We start from the raw sequence: 17,278 nt of genomic DNA, 5'->3' as shown, positions 1-17,278 counted from the left end.
TAACCGTGAGTTCCATAACGTAAATTGCAGATTCTGTGGTGCAATTCACAGTGTAAATTGGGCAAATATAAGCGTCCTCTCACAAGTCATCCATAACGTGAATGAAAGAAAAACGGTATAAACAAATATTATTTTCTTTGTGAGCTATGGAGATAAGACTCTTCAGAGGCTTATCGGAATGCCCAGCGAACAGAAACATAATATTTCGTTTATACCGTTTTTCTTTTCATAAACCTATAAAACCACGACTTGCGAGAGGACGCTTATATCTGCCCTTCAAGCCCTAAGAAAGCACCGCAGAATCTGCAACACTACGCAAATTAAACTCCGGTTATGCAGACAGCGCGTTTTTCTTGACCTGAGCCAAAGCCTTTGCAACAGGTGGCAGACTGATCACGATCAAAGTAGCGATCGCTTCCGGTACGATATAAGTTGCATTGTAAGTTAAAGAGTACACAATGGCAGGTGTTCCTTCCGGGGCATATGCACCGAAGAATACGACACCGGAGATCACTGCAAATACATAACGTCCAAACACGGCAACGATATAACCAATCTGCAGCCCGTGTTTTTTGTTTGCAAAAAATCCGGCGAGCCCTAAAGCACCAAATGCCAGAGGGTAGTCTAAAATCATCTGTGGAACGGTATAGAAAATTGGCTCCATAACAAACTGAACAAGACCGTAGGCAACGGCAGTCATAAGACCAACATAAGGACCGTACCAGTAACCGATCAGTGCGATAAACAACATGCTGAATAAAGTAACGGAACCGCCCATTGGCAGATTCGCAAACTTAATCATGGAGCATACTACTGCAAGCGCGATCGCAACGGCAGAGTAGACAAGCTGTTTTGTGGTGAGAATTGTTTTTTTCTCTGCATTTCTGTGGCGGATCACTGCTGCGACAACAACGAGAAGTGCGATAATGACTACTACAACTGCGATTCCAGGTGCAGTAAGACGTACAGAGCCATCATCCCAGGCTCCGATCGTGGTAGTAAAAAATTCTTTCATAAAATAAAATCCTCCTTGCGTTTCAGATCTTTTGCGCCAGGAGGAAAAAACTCTATATTCTATCGTCTGATGAGAAATATCATAAAAGCTTCCTTACGCCGGTATTATCCGGTTCAAGTAATAAGGGTTGATGAAAAATCATCTCTCAGCGTTGGAATGTCTGGCAAATGCAGCATTTTTTGCGCCCCTAGCGTTTTTGATTCTGTTATAAATACTGTTAAGGTCTATGATGCCTTAACGAGTATCAATATAGCAAGATGCAGCGGGAAAGTCAACCTGAAATTTTCATAAAAGTTCTTGAAATCACAAAGATTCCAACAATTTGTGGGCAAAGCAAAAGCCGCAGAACAAAATCTGCGACTTTCTTTTCAGATATAAAGATCGATATTACTTCCAAGATATGGTGTGACGGAATTCTCCATCATCTGAACCATGCCGGCACCTAATGTCTGTGTCATATCTAAAGATTTTCCGAGCATTGCAACTCCGATATCTTCCTGTAATGTAACATGGCTTGTGGAAGAACCGATGTCATATGCAGAAACCGTACTTAATGCTGCGTCTAAACCTGTAATATCCATAAATCCTACCTCACTTTCATTTCCAATTTTTGCATATAAAATGCAATCATTCATGACTCATTGAAGCACTTTTAATATAGCACAGATCGGTCGTTCTGTATATAGAAAAGAAAAATGTTACTGTTCACGCAGCAGTAAAACACTTGCTGTTTTGCTGCGTAAGAAAGTGATTCAGAAAAATCCTCTTGACAAATAAAACAGAAATGCATATACTTTGCCTATCAAATAGTTTGACAATCAAATAATTAGAAAGTCAAACGAACCAATATGAAAAACAACAGGCGAAAGCCGGGAAAGAATGAGGAAAAGAAAAATGTTAGAAAAGATGAAACCGATTATTGCAGAACAGTTAAATGTAAATGAGGCAGAGATTAAGCCGGAAACAAAATTCAAAGACGATCTGGGCGCAGATTCCTTAGATTTATTTGAAATGGTGATGGCTCTGGAAGAGGAGTTCGGAATCGAGATCCCATCAGAGGATCTTGAAAAGATTGTAACAGTCAACGATATTATCGGTTATCTCAAAGAAAAAGGTGTGGAAGCTTAAGACCATTTACAGATATTCAAAGAGAGGCAGGAAACAATGAAAACGAGAATTACGGATTTGCTTGGCTGTCAGTATCCTGTGATCCAGGGCGGAATGGCATGGGTTGCAGAGTATCATCTTGCAGCAGCAGTTTCAGAGGCAGGAGGAATCGGACTGATCGGTGCAGCCAGTGCTCCACCGGAAGTAGTCAGAGAACAGATCAGAAAAACAAAAGAACTGACGGATAAACCGTTTGGAGTCAACGTGATGCTTTTGAATCCAAATGCTCCGGAAGTCGCAAAAGTGGTCGTGGAAGAGGGCGTAAAAATTGTGACGACAGGAGCCGGAAATCCGGGAAAATTCATGGAGATGTGGAAACAGGCAGGCGTCACCGTAATTCCGGTTGTAGCAAGTGTTGCCATGGCAAAAATGATGGAACGCGCAGGGGCAGATGCCGTGGTCGCAGAGGGGATGGAGTCCGGCGGACACATTGGTTCTCAGACCACGATGACGCTGGTGCCGCAGGTTGTGGATGCAGTGACCATCCCGGTCATTGCCGCCGGAGGCATTGCGGACGGCAGAGGAATGGCGGCAGCCATGATGCTGGGAGCGGAAGGTGTGCAGATGGGAACACGGTTTGTGGTCGCAAAAGAATCGATCGTACACCAGAATTATAAGGAACGCATTATCAAAGCAAAAGACATCGATTCTGAAGTGACAGGTATGAGTACCGGGCATCCGATCCGGGTACTGCGAAACCAGATGACAAGAGATTATCTGAAATTAGAAAAGGAAGGTGCCTCTTTTGAGGAGTTAGAGCAGTTGACACTCGGCTCTCTGCGTAAAGCGGTGATCGAAGGGGATGCAGTTCATGGAAGTCTGATGGCAGGACAGAGCGCCGGGCTTGTGAAAAAAGAGCAGACCTGTCAGGAGATCATAGAGGAAGTTGTCACAGATGCCAGAGCGCTGCTTGCAGGAAGAAAATGACCTGACAGGCGCAGATTTGAAGATTTGAGAAAGGTGTGGTTATCAGGATGGGAAAGACAGTATTTATGTTTCCGGGACAGGGATCCCAATATATTGGCATGGGAAAAGAATTTTACGAACAGATCCCTATTTGTAAAGAAGTGTACGATCTTGCTTCAGAGGTGACTGGATTGGATATCCCGGCACTGTGTTTTGAGGAGAACGAAAAAATAAATATCACAGAGTACACGCAGATCTGTATGCTGGCTACGGAAGCTGCAATTTATATGGCATTGGAACAGAACGGTTATCAGCCGGATGTCACAGCCGGATTGAGTCTTGGTGAGTATGGTGCGTTGATCGCATCCGGAGTCATGACTGCTGAGGAAGCATTTGAACTGGTGCGGAAAAGAGGCATTTTTATGCAGGAAGCTGTCCCGGCCGGTGGAGCAATGGCAGCAGTGCTAGGACTGGATGCAGCGGCAATTGAGCAGATCTGCAGAGATACAGCAGAGCAGACAGGGAGCGAGGTTTCCATAGCCAATTACAACTGCCCTGGACAGATCGTTATTTCCGGTCAGGAGGAAGCAGTGCATCTGGCAGGAGAAACATGTAAGGCGTCTGGGGCAAAACGCGTTGTTCCATTGAAAGTCAGCGGCCCGTTTCATTCGAAAATGCTGCAGGGCGCAGGAGAAAAGTTAAAAGAAGAATTAAAAAAAGTAGAGATCAGTGATTCATTTGTTCCTTATATTGCAAATGTAACGGCAGACTATGTCACAAAAAAAGAGGAAGTGAAACCATTGCTTGCCAGTCAGGTATCTTCTTCTGTGCGCTGGCAGCAGACCATAGAGCGGCTGCTTGCAGATGGTGCGGATGAATTTGTAGAGATCGGACCGGGAAGAACATTGAGTGGATTTGTGAAAAAAGTGAACCGGGATGTAAAAGTGAGCAGCATTGATAAAATGGAAGATTTTATTCAGTTTATCGGAAGTCATGTGGAGGCGGGAGCATGTTAACAGATTCTTTGAAAAATAAAGTGGCACTTGTCACAGGAGCCGGCCGCGGAATCGGAAAAGAGATTGCAAAGACACTGGCATCATGTGGAGCGTTTGTCATTGTCAATTATAACAGTTCGCCGGATGCAGCAGAACAGACTGTAAAAGAAATCATAAAACAGGGTGGAATGGCAGCGCCTGTACAATGTGATGTTTCTGATTTTGATGCCTGCGGAAAAATGATGGAAATGATCATAAACAACTATGGACACCTCGATATTCTGGTCAATAATGCAGGGATCACAAGAGATGGACTGATCATGAAAATGAGTGAGGAAGATTTTGACAGGGTACTTGATACGAATCTGAAAGGTGCATTCCATACGATCCGCCATGCTTCGCGTTATTTCCTGAAACAGAAATCCGGTAAGATCATTAATATTTCTTCTGTTTCCGGTGTCATGGGGAATGCAGGACAGGCAAATTACAGTGCAAGCAAAGCCGGAGTGATCGGTCTTACCAAAAGTGTGGCAAGGGAGCTTGCGTCGAGAGGAATCACATGCAATGCAGTTGCACCCGGATTTATCGAGACAGAGATGACAGAGGCTATGCCGGAGGCTGCCAGGGAAACGGTAAAAAAACAGATTCCGCTTCAGCGGACAGGGCAGGTGTCAGATGTGGCCGGTGTGGCTGCATTTTTAGCATCGGATCTGGCAGATTATATCACCGGACAGGTGATCTCCGTGGACGGCGGCATGCACATGTAAAGAATATATATCATGAGGAGAACAATATGGCAAAAAGACGCGTAGTGGTAACGGGAATGGGAGCAGTCACACCGATCGGACTGAGTGTGGATGAATTCTGGCAGAGTATAAAAGCACAGAAAACCGGGTTTTCTGAAATTACAAAATTCGACACCACTAATTATAAATGTAAGCTTGCAGCAGAAGTAAAAGAGTTTGATGCAAAAAATTATATGGATGCAAAAGAAGCAAGGCGCATGGAACTATTCAGCCAGTATGCCGTGGCGGCAGCGAAGGAGGCAATTGAGGATGCCGGGCTTGAAATGGATCAGGAAGATCCGTATATGGCAGGCTGTGCCATTGGAAGCGGCGTGGGAAGCCTTCAGGCGATCGAGCGCGAACATACAAGGCTGATAGAAAAAGGACCGGGGAGAGTGGGACCTTTATTCGTTCCCATGATGATCTCTAATATGGCAGCAGGAAATGTTTCCATTCATTTTGGATTAAAAGGAAAAAGTATCAATGTTGTGACAGCCTGTGCCACAGGAACGAATACGATCGGTGAGGCATTCCGTGCCATTCAGTATGGGGAGGCAGACATTATGGTTTCCGGGGGAACCGAGGGAAGTATCTGTCCGACCGCAATCGCTGGTTTTACGTCACTCACAGCACTCACAGCAGAAACCGATCCGAAGAGATGTTCCATTCCGTTTGATAAAGAACGCAGCGGCTTTGTCATGGGAGAGGGCGCAGCGGTGGTCGTGTTAGAGGAATTAGAGCATGCAAAACGCCGTGGCGCAAAGATATATGCAGAGGTTGTGGGTTATGGCTGTTCTTCGGATGCGTATCATATCACATCTCCGGCAGAAGATGGCAGCGGCGCAGCAAGAGCTATGTTAAATGCTGTTCAGGATGCAGGAATCACAGTGGATGAGGTCGGTTACATCAATGCACATGGAACATCCACGCACCATAACGATCTCTTTGAGACGCGCGCGATCAAACTTGCATTTGGTGCGCATGCCGGTGAAATGAAGGTCAATTCCACAAAATCCATGGTCGGACATATGCTGGGAGCTGCCGGAGCGATCGAGTTTATCACTTGTGTGAAAGAGATTGAGGAAGACTACATTCATGCCACAGTTGGCTATAAAGTGCCGGATGAGGAACTGGATCTCGATTATTGCAAAGAACCGGTTTCGATGGAGGTGCAGTATGCACTGAGCAATTCCCTTGGATTTGGCGGTCATAATGCAAGTATTCTATTAAAAAAATATACCATTGTATCTGACAAAGATAACAATGGCTGCAGATAAGGAGGCAGCGATGTCAGTATTAAACATCAGTCAGATCATGGAAATCCTGCCACACAGACAGCCAATGCTGCTCATTGATTCGGTAGAAGAAATTGAGTATGGTGTCCGTGCAGTGGCGAAGAAATGCGTCAGTTTCAATGAACCTTTTTTTGCAGGACATTTTCCGGAAGAACCGGTGATGCCGGGGGTGCTGATCGTGGAGGCACTGGCGCAGACCGGTGCGGTCGCAATCCTTGGAAAAGATGAAAACCGTGGAAAAACAGCTTATTTTGCGTCCATCAATTCTGCAAAATTTAAAAGAAAAGTAGTTCCCGGAGATATTCTCACGCTGGAGACGGAAATTATAAAAGTGAAAGGACCGATCGGGGTGGGAAAAGCGACGGCAAAAGTCGGAGATGAAATTGCATGCATTGCAGAACTCACCTTTGCAGTAGAGTAACAGAATAGAAAGGCATTACATAGAAGCTGTAACAGAAAGGAAATATTATGCCAGCAATTTTGAGAAGAAGAAAGCTGATATCCATAAAACCTGAAAGAAAAAATGCAGTAACTTACCGCAAAGAGGAAGTGCAGGCGGAAGTTATGACACCACCACCGGCAGCGGATCAGCAGAAAATACCGGGAAGTACAGTGGTCTGCCCAGCATGTAAGAGAGAAGTGAACAAGGCGGAAGTGGAAAAAAATAAGTATGTCTGCTATGAGTGTGGAAGCTATTTCCGCGTGCGGACTAAAAACAGGATCCGCATGGTGGCAGATGCAGGAACCTTTGAACCATGGTTTGAATATCTGGAATCAGAAAATCCACTGGATTTTCCGGAATATACCCAGAAGGTGGAGGCAGCCAGGGAAAAGACCGGACTGCATGAGGCAGTGACCATCGGACGATGCAAAATATATGGGGAAGAGACAGTTCTTGGAATCTGTGATGCAAGATTCCTGATGAGCAGCATGGGACATGTGGTCGGAGAAAAAATTGCGCTCGGTGTGGAACGGGCGACAGATTTAAAGCTTCCGGTTATTTTGTTCTGCTGCTCCGGTGGGGCGAGAATGCAGGAAGGTATTATTTCCCTGATGCAGATGGCAAAGACTTCCGCAGCTTTAAAAAAGCATTCTGATGCAGGGCTTTTGTATGTGCCGGTATTGACAGATCCGACGACCGGAGGTGTGACCGCAAGTTTTGCAATGCTCGGAGATATTATCCTGGCAGAGCCGGGAGCATTGATCGGTTTTGCAGGACCCCGCGTGATCGAGCAGACGATCGGACAAAAACTTCCGGAGGGATTTCAACGTGCGGAATTTCAGTTAGAGCATGGTTTTGTGGATGCCATTGTTGAGCGGAAAAATCTGAAAATAACCTTAAACCGTATTTTAAAAATGCATCACAGCAGGAAAGGATTTGCTGATTTTGATCCATTGCGCATGGATGATAACTACGAGCCGACAGAGTTGATGCGGGAGCGCGCGGCAAGGGCAAAAGGACTGACGCCGTGGGAAAAGGTAAAAGCCGCAAGGAAAGTAGACAGACCTTCTGCCACTGATTATATGGAAAATATTTTTGATGAATTTATGGAGTTCCATGGTGACAGATACTTTCGGGATGATCCGGCAATCGTAGGTGGAGTCGCATATCTCGACGGCCAGCCTGTGACCGTGATCGGAATCCAGAAAGGAAAAGATTTTAAGGACTGCATGAAACACAATTATGGAATGCCGTCGCCGGAAGGATACCGGAAAGCGATACGTCTGATGAAACAGGCAGAAAAATTCGGACGCCCGGTGATCACATTTGTAAACACAGCGGGAGCATACTGTGGAATGGAGGCAGAGGAACGTGGGCAGGGGGAAGCGATCGCCCGGAATCTCTATGAGATGTCAGCATTAAAAGTACCGGTTCTCTGCATCATGATCGGGGAAGGCGGAAGCGGCGGAGCGCTTGCCTTAGCGGTCGGAAATGAAGTATGGATGATGGAAAATGCAACCTATTGTGTGCTTTCGCCGGAAGGATTTGCATCCATTTTGTGGAAAGACGGAAAACGTGCAAAAGAGGCAAGTGAGATTATGAAAATCACGGCCATGGATTTAAAATCGCTGGGTGTCATTGAACAGATCATCCCGGAATATGGTGTGGCAGACGCAAAAGCCTGTGAATCAATCTCGCGCTATCTGAAAGGAAATATAAAAAAGTTTCTTGAGAAACAAAATGGCAAGACAGGAGAACAGTTTGCGTCCGAGCGCTATGCGAGATTCCGGAAATTTTAGCAAAATCACAGCGGCTATGTGCACAGAGAGTACGAATCGTTTTGTGACCGGACAGAGAAGAGAGGAATATTATGAAGGTAAAAATAACAGGAACGGGAAGCTGCCTTCCGAAGCTTCGCGTGACAAATGATGATCTTGGTCAGATCATGGAAACATCGGACGAATGGATCCGGTCGAGAACCGGGATTATTGCCAGACATATTGCGGTAGAGGAGACAACCACCGGTATGTCTACAGAGGCAGCCGGCAAGGCGTTGAAAAATGCAGATATTTCAGCGGAAGATGTGGATATCATCATTGCGGCAACTGTTTCTGCAGATAAACATCTTCCGGGACTTGCCTGTGAGGTGCAGAAAAATATCGGTGCAGAAAATGCAGTTGCGTTCGACATCAATGCAGCGTGTTCCGGTTTTCTTTTTGCACTGGATACTGCGGCGCTGTATTTAGAACATGGCGGATATCAGCATGCGCTTGTGATTGGAGCGGAAACGCTGTCAAAAATGATGGACTGGACGGACCGGAGCACCTGCGTGCTTTTTGGGGACGGCGCAGGGGCAGCAGTTCTTTCAGCAAGTAAAGAAGATGGCATTTTATCCATGGTGCAGGGCTCGGATGGTTTCAGGGGCGATGTCTTAAACTGCATGGCGAGAAAAGTGAACAACCCTTATAAAAAAAGTGACACGGCACTTTCCTATGTTTCCATGAATGGGCAGGAGGTGTACAGGTTTGCAGTGAAGACCGTGCCAAAGGCGGTCACAGACGCAGTGGAACAGGCAGGCTTACATCTGGAAGAGATTGATTTATTCCTGCTGCATCAGGCAAATTACAGGATCATTGAAGCAGTTTCGAAAAGACTTGGTCAGCCTATGGAAAAATTTCCGACCAATCTGGAGGAATGTGGGAATATTTCTGCGGCGAGTGTGCCGATTTTGCTTGATAATGTCAATAATCATGGTATGATGAGGAAAGGAATGAAAATCGTGTTGGCAGGATTTGGAGCAGGCCTCACCTGGGGAGCAACGGTGATAAACTGGTAAAATCAGGCGCTGACCGCAGAAATAGGAGTAGATCGGATGACAACAGATGAAACATTAAACGAATTATTGGTCAGATTGTTTAAAGACATCATGGAGATCGAGGGAAAATGCCTCGTGACAGAAGAATTCAAAGATCTCAGTTACAATGATTTCCACGTGATCGAGGCAATCGGAGTCAATGAACCAAAAACTATGACGACAGTGGCAAAGCTGATGAATGTCACAACCGGAACGTTGACAAAGGCAATGGATGGACTGACCAGAAAAGGGTATGTTATCCGTGAGCGCAGTACGCAGGATAAACGTGTGGTATGGGTTTATCTGACAGACACCGGGAAAGCTGCTTACAAACATCATGAAGAGTTTCATCACGAGATGATCGCTCAGATCAAAAGCCAGCTTACCGAGCAGGAGACGCCGATCCTGATTTATGCGCTGGCGAAACTTGCCGATTATTTTCACCTTGTATACAAGGGTGAGAAAGAATAAAGAACAGAGGTCATTGCATCGAAAAACTATTTTTTATGCGATGACCTGTTTTGTTATAAGTTGAAATGATAATAATTATAACCTGAAAATATAAAAAGTAAAATTCATTGATTTTTTTTATGCAAAATGAATAATTTGAAGTCGAATCCTGCAAAAAAATAGACTAATCATTAGAAAACTTCACTAAATTAAAGGAATAAAGAAAAAAATATTGCGTCCGCCGTCATTTTATAATAAAATGTACGTGTTGATGAGAAATCTGCAGCCGGAATCAATGCCGGAGCATTTAAAAAATGCCGGATATCTGATTTCACATGGTTGTAAATATATTTTTAAAGGAGAAAAAAAATGGGATACGTTGATGAAGTACTCGCAAAAGTAAAAGAAAAAAATGCTTCAGAACCTGAATTTTTACAGGCTGTTGAAGAGGTATTAGAGTCTTTAAGACCTGTTATTGATGCAAATGAGGAATTGTACAGAAAAAATGCAATTCTTGAGAGAATCACAGAACCAGACCGTCAGATCATGTTCCGTGTACCTTGGGTAGACGATAACGGACAGGTTCAGGTAAACAGAGGTTATCGTGTACAGTTCAACAATGCCATTGGACCATACAAGGGAGGATTAAGACTTCATCCTTCTGTAAACCTTGGAATTATCAAATTCTTAGGATTTGAACAGATTTTCAAGAATTCCCTTACAACACTTCCAATCGGTGGTGGTAAAGGTGGTTCTGACTTTGATCCAAAGGGTAAATCTGACAGAGAGATCATGGCATTCTGCCAGAGCTTTATGACAGAACTTTCCAAATACATCGGAGCAGATGTGGACGTACCAGCAGGTGATATCGGAACTGGTGCAAGAGAGATCGGATTTATGTTTGGCCAGTTCAAGAGAATCCGTGGTTCTTTCGAAGGTGTTCTTACCGGTAAAGGACTTACATACGGTGGATCTCTTGCCCGTACACAGGCTACAGGATATGGTTTATTATACCTGACTAATGCATTATGGAAAGATCATGGCATGAGCCTTGAAGGCAAGACTGCTGCGGTTTCCGGTTCCGGTAACGTTGCGATCTACGCAATTGAGAAAGCACAGCAGTTAGGTGTAAAAGTTGTGACATGTTCTGATTCTACAGGATGGATTTATGATCCGGAAGGAATCGATGTTGCATTATTAAAAGAAGTAAAAGAAGTAAAACGTGCACGTTTAACAGAGTACGCTGCTGCAAAACCATCTGCAGAATATCATGCAAAACAGAATGGTGAGCACGGTGTATGGCAGTACAAAGTAGATTTAGCCCTTCCATGTGCAACTCAGAATGAGTTAGACATTGAGGATGCTAAGATGTTAGTTGCAAATGGTGTTACATCTGTAACAGAGGGCGCTAACATGCCTACTACATTAGAGGCAACAAAATACTTACAGGAGAGCGGCGTATTATTCGTAGGTGGTAAAGCTGCCAATGCCGGTGGTGTTGCTACATCTGCATTAGAGATGAGCCAGAACTCTGAGAGACTTCACTGGACATTCGAAGAAGTTGATGGAAAACTCAAAGGAATCATGGAGACAATCTATGCTAACATTTCTGATGCCGCTAAGAGATACAATGCAACAGTCGGCGGACAGACAGATTATGTTGCCGGTGCAAATATTGCGGGATTTGAGAAGGTTGTGGAGGCTATGCTGGCCCAGGGGGTGTGCTAATTAAGAATTTCTAAGATAATATAAGATATTGAGAAGTCCTGGAAATATTGAATTTCCGGGGCTTTTCTTTATGTATTGAAAGACATGTGAATTGTCAGAATATTCATAAATAGAAGATAATTTACGTTATTTTGAGGTTGTTATATACACGTGGTACACAAGTGATATACAGGTGGTATACACTTATTTTTACTGATTTTGAATGCTTTTGGAAGCATTTCATCCAGTGCTTATCAAGATGATTCAGGCTGAATATGGGTGTAATGTTTATCATCAGAAACATCATAAGTGTATCCAGCAATCAGTCTCGATTTATTGTTTTATATCTTGTTCACTTCTGCAAGAAGTTCTTCTAAAGTCTTATGGGTGTAAGTTCCCTTAGTGGTGTCGTTCTTCATACTGTGTCCCATAATCAATTTGATACATACGTCATTTGCTCCGGCGCTGTCCATGAGTGAAGCAAAGGTGTGTCTGCCATCGTGGGGCAGGTGTTTCATTTTGAGTTTTCCCATGCATGTATTAAAATTGCCGTTCATGTAGGTTCCGTAGGTGTAATGATTTCTTCATCGGAATACCTATCATGTATCTGCTCCATAGAGTTTGTCCATTCATAAACCAGACCTTCTGTTAAATCCTTGCGTATTTTAAAAGAATTGAAATAGTCATCGATGATTGCATTCACAAAATCATTGGTGCATTTGCAATATTGCATTAAATCTCCATTTTCATTAGGAATAAACGCTTCTATGGAGGACGCAGAAGGCGATGCTGAAGAAGCAACCGTTGATACATAATGGGTAAACAGAGTTGCCAGTGCGGGATTGTGTGGGAAGTATTACTCTAAGCGGAGGAAAAGGTAGTGTTTGATTTATTTGATATTTTTGAAAGGAGTTGAGATAAAATATTGGTTTAATAGTTTAATTCGTTTTAAGAAAAAATGAGGAATCTTTTAATCATTTTAAGTGCATAACCCGTTATTATATATAGATAGATATTCAATGGAAAGGAGTCTGATGCGTGTTGAGTGATGACGAATTAGTGGAACAGATTCTACTTGGAAATGAAAATGCAGCAGAAGAATTGATAAAACGCTATTATATATCTATTTTACGTTACTGTAGGTGGCATTGCTCTAATCTGGAAAAAGCAGAAGACCTGACTCAGGAAACATTTTTGAAGTTGTTTAAGAATTTATCCGGATATAAAGGGAAAAAGAAATTTAAGGCTTATCTATACACGATTGCAAACCATTTATGTATTGATGAAAGTAGGAAGGTTGAGTTTTATCCATTAGAAGATGAAGAAAATATAGTGCATGAGTATAACGACATAGTTCGGCTAGAGGATAGGGCAGAGATAAGCTATTTTTTGAATTTTTTATCATCAGAACAAAGGGAAGCAGTCATTCTACGCTTTGGAGAACAACTTAGTTTTGGAGAGATTGCAAAAGTGATGGGATGCAATATGCGAACAGCACAAAGCAGGGTTCGTAATGCTTTAAAAACTATGAGAAAGGAGCAGGAAAATGAAAGATAAAAATTTGAAGGGCTATTTACAGCAATCTTTAGGAGAGGAAGTACAGCCTAAAAGATTAGAGGAAACGATTAAGCTTTGCACTGAAATTGTGCGAGAACAGGAAGTGACTAGGGCAGAACCGAGGACAGGTTTCTTTCACTATCTTTCAGATGTATTTCGCTTTGAAGGTATTCCAATATTTGGTTTGCAGGCAGTAACGTTATTTATAGTTTGTTTAACAATTGCCAGCATTGCAGACGTGCCAAAGAATATACCAATTTTTATGCCGCTGTTTGTATTGGCTATCATACCAGCAATTTTTAAAAGCCAGTATTATGGAATGAGCGAGATTGAAGCGGTAACAAGAGCTTCTGGTGCCCAAATCACGTTAGCAAAGCTGGTTTTGGCTGGGGCAGCTAATTTGGTGTGTATAACAATTCTTTTGTGTATGGAAGTTTATTTGCAAAATTCTTATAAAGAGATTGGACAGATGGTTCTATACTGCCTGGTTCCGTACTTAGTGTGTATGGTTGCGTTGCTGCGTTTGATCCGTATGCAAAAGAAACAGTGTTTACAGATATGTGCGATTGTAATGCTGGGTTCCTGCATTTGTTGGGGGATGTCAGCAAGAATATTGCCATGGTTATATGAAACATCAGCAGTGGGGGTGTGGATTGTTACATTTTTGATTTTTGCTATGTTCTTTATAAATGAAATCCATTATATTGCAGAGATGAGAAAGGAAGGAAAAATGTATGGAATTGTCGCTTGATCGTTTAACAAAACAGTATGGCAGGAAAATAGCGGTAGATTGTGTTAGTGCAACCTTAAAGCCGGGAGTATATGGTCTTTTGGGGTCTAACGGTGCAGGTAAAACAACATTGATGCGTATGCTATGTGCTGTTTTGGAGTCAACCTCAGGGGAGGTATTGCTGGATGGAAAAGAAGTAACTTCGATGGGGGCAGATTACCGGAATGTGTTGGGTTATTTACCACAGGATTTTGGATATTATCCAAATTATACTGCGGTGGAGTTTTTAATGTATATTGCAGCACTGAAAGGAATACCGAAGAATGTTGCAAAAAAACGTGTGACTGAATTGTTGGAAGTGGTTGATTTAAGCCATGTGGCAAACAAAAAAGTAAAAACTTTTTCTGGTGGTATGAAACAAAGAGTAGGAATTGCACAGGCGTTACTTAATAATCCGAAAATTTTGATTTTGGATGAGCCGACTGCAGGACTTGATCCGAAAGAGCGTGTCCGTTTTCGTAATCTGCTCTCAGAGTATGCAGGCGATAAAATTGTAATTCTTTCCACACATATTGTATCGGATATAGAAGCAATAGCAGATGAAGTGCTATTGATGAAAAAAGGAAAATTTGTATTGCAGGGTACGGTTCCTGAGTTGATTCACAAGGCAAATGGTAAGGTTTGGGAGCTTTCTGTTTCTCCACAAGAAGCTAGACAATGGCAGACAAAAACAACGGTTGCTAATTTACGGCACGAAGGAAAAGAAATTATATTGCGTATTATTTCAGACAATATGCCTAGTGAGCGAGCGGTTCCTTGTGAAGCTACATTGGAAGATCTTTATTTATTTTATTTTCCCACAGAGGAAGGAGTGAAATAGAATGGAACTATTTTGGTTAGAGCATAAAAAGTTATGGCGAAAGAAAATTGTTAAAATATGTGTGTTGTTGTGTTTTGTTTATTGTGTAATTTTTGGAAGCATACTTTCGTTTCAATGGTTCTGTTTTGGCAGTTCAGATGACTATACAAGTGCTTTTGGCAATAATTTTGATGGATATACAGTAATAAAGGATAGTCAGGAATATGCACTTTCATTTGGTGGAGAATTGACGGATGAAACCTTGCAGAAAATAGTAAGTGATTATCAGCAAATGGAAGCTGACGGTATGGGGGAAGAACTGGAAAAGACAGACTGGCAGATAGTTAATAGTTGGCTCGGAACATTGTATCCGGAGCTTCGAGATACCAGTAATTATAAAACGATGATAAGCTATGTTGATCCGGATAAGTTAACAGGCTTCTATGAAAGAAGACAGCAGGTGCTTGATGAGTTTTTGGAGGTCAGTGGTCAGGTAGGAGCTGAAAAAGAGTTTTTACATCAGATAGAGAGAAAGGTAGAAAAACCATTTCGTTATGAGTGGGTAGAAGGCTGGTCAACGCTTCTTGGTAGTATGGTTGCGGATCTGGGAGTTGTGATGGCTTTGTTTCTCGGTATTGTTTTATCCTCTTTATTTGCGGGCGAATGGCATGATAATACAAGCACACTAGTATTGACGACTCGAAATGGTTGGGGGAAAATAGCTCTTGCCAAAATTCTTACTGGTTTAGCGTTTACAGTGGAGTTATTTGCATTACTTGCTGTTTCAAGCGTTATATCACAGTTGTTTTTTATGGGAACTGCCGGATGGAATATGCCGATTCAGAATATCAAGCTGATTGCTGTTGCACCTATGAATATGCTGCAGGCAGAAATTTATGAATATGCTTTTGTACTGCTTGGAGCAATAGGTTTTGCCGGAATTGTTATGTTTATATCAGCGGCTGTAAAAAATAATGTACTTACCTTACTGCTTAGTCTGGCTGTTGTATATGGACCAATGATGATTGCAGAATATCTTCCTTATGAAATGCAAAAAGCATTGGATTTAATACCATTGGTAGGAAGTTCAACAGATATTTTCAGAACTAATACTTTTCGTATTTTTGGGAAGCTTATCTGGTCACCATATCTACTTATTACTATTCCTGTCTTGATTGGTATTCTATGTATGCCATTCGCTATAAAGAGCTGGTCAAGAAGGATGAAGGCATAAATAACAATATGGCAAAGAAAAGAGATAAAAAAAATAAGTTGCGAGGGAAATGGTTGAGAGGAATTATCGAATGGTCAAAAGGTGGATAGCAGGATATATCCGTATTTACAAGAAATGTTTGATGCAGCAAGGAAAGATGGAATATATCCGGTTGTTTGGGAAGGTTATCGAACTTATGAAGAACAGCAGAAAATATTAGATGATAAGATAAAGGCTTATATAAATGAAGGATATTCACAGTCAAGAGCAGAAAGAACTGCTAAGGAATGGGTAGCTTTGCCCGGAACAAGTGAACACCAATTAGGCATTGCAGTTGACATTAATGCTGATAAATCAAAGAGCTCAAATGATGAGGCATATACGTGGCTTGCCGCAAATGCACATAATTATGGTTTTTGCATTGACAAGGAAGGAGTAACAGAAGAATGGCTCAACTCGAAGGCAAAGAGCGCCAGAATGTATGGAAAACTCTGTAAATTCGGTGATGAAGAAAAGGCAATTCAGATAGCACAGCAGAAGTTGGAGCGATGTAAACGAGAAGGTAAAACAAAGCCATTTTGTGTACAACATTTTTAAATGAAATCTAAAATGAATCTGGTAGAAAACCATAAATCTGTCGGATTGGGATTTAAAAATCAATCGGATTAAAATTATAAAATCTATTGGATTGAAAAAAATTTGTTGGATTAGATTTGTAAAATCAGTCGGATTGGAATAAAATAAATCATGAATATATGGGAATTAATAGTTCCGGAAACATGTTTTCATTATGTAGTGCCAATTACGGCATTGAAAAATTAATTGTTATGGAAAAGCAGGGAGGAAAAAATATGGAATCGAAAAAATCAGAATCAGATAATCAGAAAATACATATTTTTCTTGCCCCGGGCGCACATGTTGTCGGGGATGTAACTTTAGGAGAGAATGTAGGAATCTGGTATAACGCAGTGGTGCGTGGCGATACGGGAAGCATTTTTATCGACGACAATTCCAATGTGCAGGATAACAGCACACTGCATACAGATGAGGGACATTCCATCCATATCGGAAAAGGTGTGTCCATCGGACACAATGCGGTAGTGCACGGCTGTACGGTTGGAGATAATACCGTTGTGGGAATGGGAAGTATTCTGCTGAGCGGTGCTGTCGTCGGGAAAGAACTGCATCATCGGAGCTGGTGCACTTGTCACCGGGAAAATGGTAATCCCGGACAATTCCATGGCATTTGGCAATCCTGCAAAAGTAGTACGCCAGCTCACAGAAGAGGAAGTGGAAGATAACC

20 protein-coding genes and 1 riboswitch are annotated in these 17,278 nt (G+C 42.5%); of the genes, 16 read left to right on the top strand and 4 right to left on the bottom strand.

Going from position 1 to position 17,278, the window contains the following annotated elements; all coding sequences use genetic code 11:
• Positions 1 to 331 precede the first annotated feature (331 nt).
• Both thiT and ACDD58_RS00245 read right to left on the bottom strand, forming a co-directional pair.
• On the bottom strand, positions 332 to 1,015 hold the full coding sequence (gene thiT / locus ACDD58_RS00250; RefSeq protein WP_007883480.1) for an energy-coupled thiamine transporter ThiT: 684 nt from the start codon (positions 1,013 to 1,015) through the stop codon (positions 332 to 334).
• 73 nt (positions 1,016 to 1,088) lie between these two features.
• A riboswitch (TPP riboswitch) is annotated at positions 1,089 to 1,214 on the bottom strand.
• Positions 1,215 to 1,383: 169 nt separating this feature from the next.
• The gene (locus tag ACDD58_RS00245; protein ID WP_278458564.1) at positions 1,384 to 1,596 is read right to left on the bottom strand and encodes a YjfB family protein; all 213 of its coding nucleotides are present in this window, start codon (positions 1,594 to 1,596) and stop codon (positions 1,384 to 1,386) included.
• A gap of 298 nt (positions 1,597 to 1,894) precedes the next feature.
• Here ACDD58_RS00245 and acpP point away from each other — a divergent pair, with 298 nt between their 5' ends.
• The 10 genes from acpP to gdhA all read left to right on the top strand — a co-directional run bounded on the left by acpP (position 1,895) and on the right by gdhA (position 11,637).
• Positions 1,895 to 2,143: an acyl carrier protein gene (gene acpP, locus ACDD58_RS00240; RefSeq protein ID WP_287557875.1), complete on the top strand. Its 249-nt coding sequence runs from the start codon at positions 1,895 to 1,897 to the stop codon at positions 2,141 to 2,143.
• 36 nt (positions 2,144 to 2,179) lie between these two features.
• Complete coding sequence (fabK, locus tag ACDD58_RS00235; RefSeq protein WP_055039293.1) at positions 2,180 to 3,109, top strand: enoyl-[acyl-carrier-protein] reductase FabK; 930 nt, start codon at positions 2,180 to 2,182, stop codon at positions 3,107 to 3,109.
• Positions 3,110 to 3,156: 47 nt separating this feature from the next.
• Positions 3,157 to 4,104, top strand: coding sequence for an ACP S-malonyltransferase (gene fabD / locus ACDD58_RS00230; protein WP_055039294.1), 948 nt, complete (start codon positions 3,157 to 3,159; stop codon positions 4,102 to 4,104).
• Positions 4,098 to 4,850: a 3-oxoacyl-[acyl-carrier-protein] reductase gene (fabG, locus tag ACDD58_RS00225; RefSeq protein ID WP_021922247.1), complete on the top strand. Its 753-nt coding sequence runs from the start codon at positions 4,098 to 4,100 to the stop codon at positions 4,848 to 4,850. The genes fabD and fabG overlap by 7 nt, the downstream gene beginning before the upstream one ends.
• 26 nt (positions 4,851 to 4,876) lie before the next feature.
• A complete protein-coding gene (gene fabF, locus ACDD58_RS00220; RefSeq protein ID WP_287557876.1) occupies positions 4,877 to 6,145 on the top strand; it encodes a beta-ketoacyl-ACP synthase II in 1,269 nt (422 codons plus the stop codon).
• Between the two features lie 10 nt (positions 6,146 to 6,155).
• Positions 6,156 to 6,584, top strand: coding sequence for a 3-hydroxyacyl-ACP dehydratase FabZ (fabZ, locus tag ACDD58_RS00215; protein ID WP_021922249.1), 429 nt, complete (start codon positions 6,156 to 6,158; stop codon positions 6,582 to 6,584).
• Positions 6,585 to 6,727: 143 nt separating this feature from the next.
• Positions 6,728 to 8,404, top strand: coding sequence for an acetyl-CoA carboxylase carboxyltransferase subunit alpha (locus tag ACDD58_RS00210; RefSeq protein ID WP_370774916.1), 1,677 nt, complete (start codon positions 6,728 to 6,730; stop codon positions 8,402 to 8,404).
• Between the two features lie 71 nt (positions 8,405 to 8,475).
• Entirely contained in the window at positions 8,476 to 9,441 is a 966-nt protein-coding gene (locus ACDD58_RS00205) for a beta-ketoacyl-ACP synthase III (RefSeq protein WP_021922252.1), read from the top strand.
• A 36-nt stretch (positions 9,442 to 9,477) separates the two neighbouring features.
• Positions 9,478 to 9,930, top strand: coding sequence for a MarR family winged helix-turn-helix transcriptional regulator (locus ACDD58_RS00200; protein WP_118127285.1), 453 nt, complete (start codon positions 9,478 to 9,480; stop codon positions 9,928 to 9,930).
• 348 nt (positions 9,931 to 10,278) lie between these two features.
• Positions 10,279 to 11,637, top strand: a complete 1,359-nt coding sequence (gdhA, locus tag ACDD58_RS00195) for an NADP-specific glutamate dehydrogenase (protein ID WP_281855450.1) — start codon at positions 10,279 to 10,281, stop codon at positions 11,635 to 11,637.
• A 320-nt stretch (positions 11,638 to 11,957) separates the two neighbouring features.
• Here gdhA and ACDD58_RS00190 read toward each other — a convergent pair whose 3' ends face one another.
• Both ACDD58_RS00190 and ACDD58_RS00185 read right to left on the bottom strand, forming a co-directional pair.
• Positions 11,958 to 12,134: a hypothetical protein gene (locus tag ACDD58_RS00190; protein WP_242864124.1), complete on the bottom strand. Its 177-nt coding sequence runs from the start codon at positions 12,132 to 12,134 to the stop codon at positions 11,958 to 11,960.
• A gap of 35 nt (positions 12,135 to 12,169) precedes the next feature.
• The gene (locus ACDD58_RS00185; protein WP_007883882.1) at positions 12,170 to 12,349 is read right to left on the bottom strand and encodes a hypothetical protein; all 180 of its coding nucleotides are present in this window, start codon (positions 12,347 to 12,349) and stop codon (positions 12,170 to 12,172) included.
• Positions 12,350 to 12,654: 305 nt separating this feature from the next.
• Here ACDD58_RS00185 and ACDD58_RS00180 point away from each other — a divergent pair, with 305 nt between their 5' ends.
• The 6 genes from ACDD58_RS00180 (at position 12,655) to ACDD58_RS00155 (ending at position 17,276) form a co-directional block, all read left to right on the top strand.
• Positions 12,655 to 13,173 (top strand): RNA polymerase sigma factor, encoded by a 519-nt coding sequence (locus tag ACDD58_RS00180; RefSeq protein ID WP_055168515.1) that lies wholly within the window; start codon positions 12,655 to 12,657, stop codon positions 13,171 to 13,173.
• A complete protein-coding gene (locus tag ACDD58_RS00175) occupies positions 13,163 to 13,924 on the top strand; it encodes a hypothetical protein (RefSeq protein ID WP_055168517.1) in 762 nt (253 codons plus the stop codon). Before ACDD58_RS00180 ends, ACDD58_RS00175 begins: the two co-directional genes overlap by 11 nt.
• Entirely contained in the window at positions 13,908 to 14,783 is an 876-nt protein-coding gene (locus tag ACDD58_RS00170; RefSeq protein ID WP_055168519.1) for an ABC transporter ATP-binding protein, read from the top strand. The genes ACDD58_RS00175 and ACDD58_RS00170 overlap by 17 nt, the downstream gene beginning before the upstream one ends.
• A gap of 1 nt (position 14,784) precedes the next feature.
• Positions 14,785 to 15,996, top strand: coding sequence for an ABC transporter permease subunit (locus tag ACDD58_RS00165; RefSeq protein ID WP_215679717.1), 1,212 nt, complete (start codon positions 14,785 to 14,787; stop codon positions 15,994 to 15,996).
• An 81-nt stretch (positions 15,997 to 16,077) separates the two neighbouring features.
• The gene (locus tag ACDD58_RS00160) at positions 16,078 to 16,572 is read left to right on the top strand and encodes a M15 family metallopeptidase (RefSeq protein ID WP_314733919.1); all 495 of its coding nucleotides are present in this window, start codon (positions 16,078 to 16,080) and stop codon (positions 16,570 to 16,572) included.
• Positions 16,573 to 16,826: 254 nt separating this feature from the next.
• Positions 16,827 to 17,276 carry a gamma carbonic anhydrase family protein gene (locus ACDD58_RS00155; RefSeq protein WP_370774907.1) on the top strand — a complete coding sequence of 150 codons (450 nt, stop codon included), beginning with the start codon at positions 16,827 to 16,829 and terminating at the stop codon, positions 17,274 to 17,276.
• Positions 17,277 to 17,278: the final 2 nt, after the last annotated feature.

It is taken from the genome of Roseburia sp. (assembly GCF_041325975.1).
Taxonomy (GTDB): Bacteria; Bacillota; Clostridia; order Lachnospirales; family Lachnospiraceae; genus Roseburia; species Roseburia rectibacter.
The sequence above is the reverse complement of the archived record's forward strand: the minus strand, read 5'-3'. Positions and strand labels throughout refer to the sequence as shown.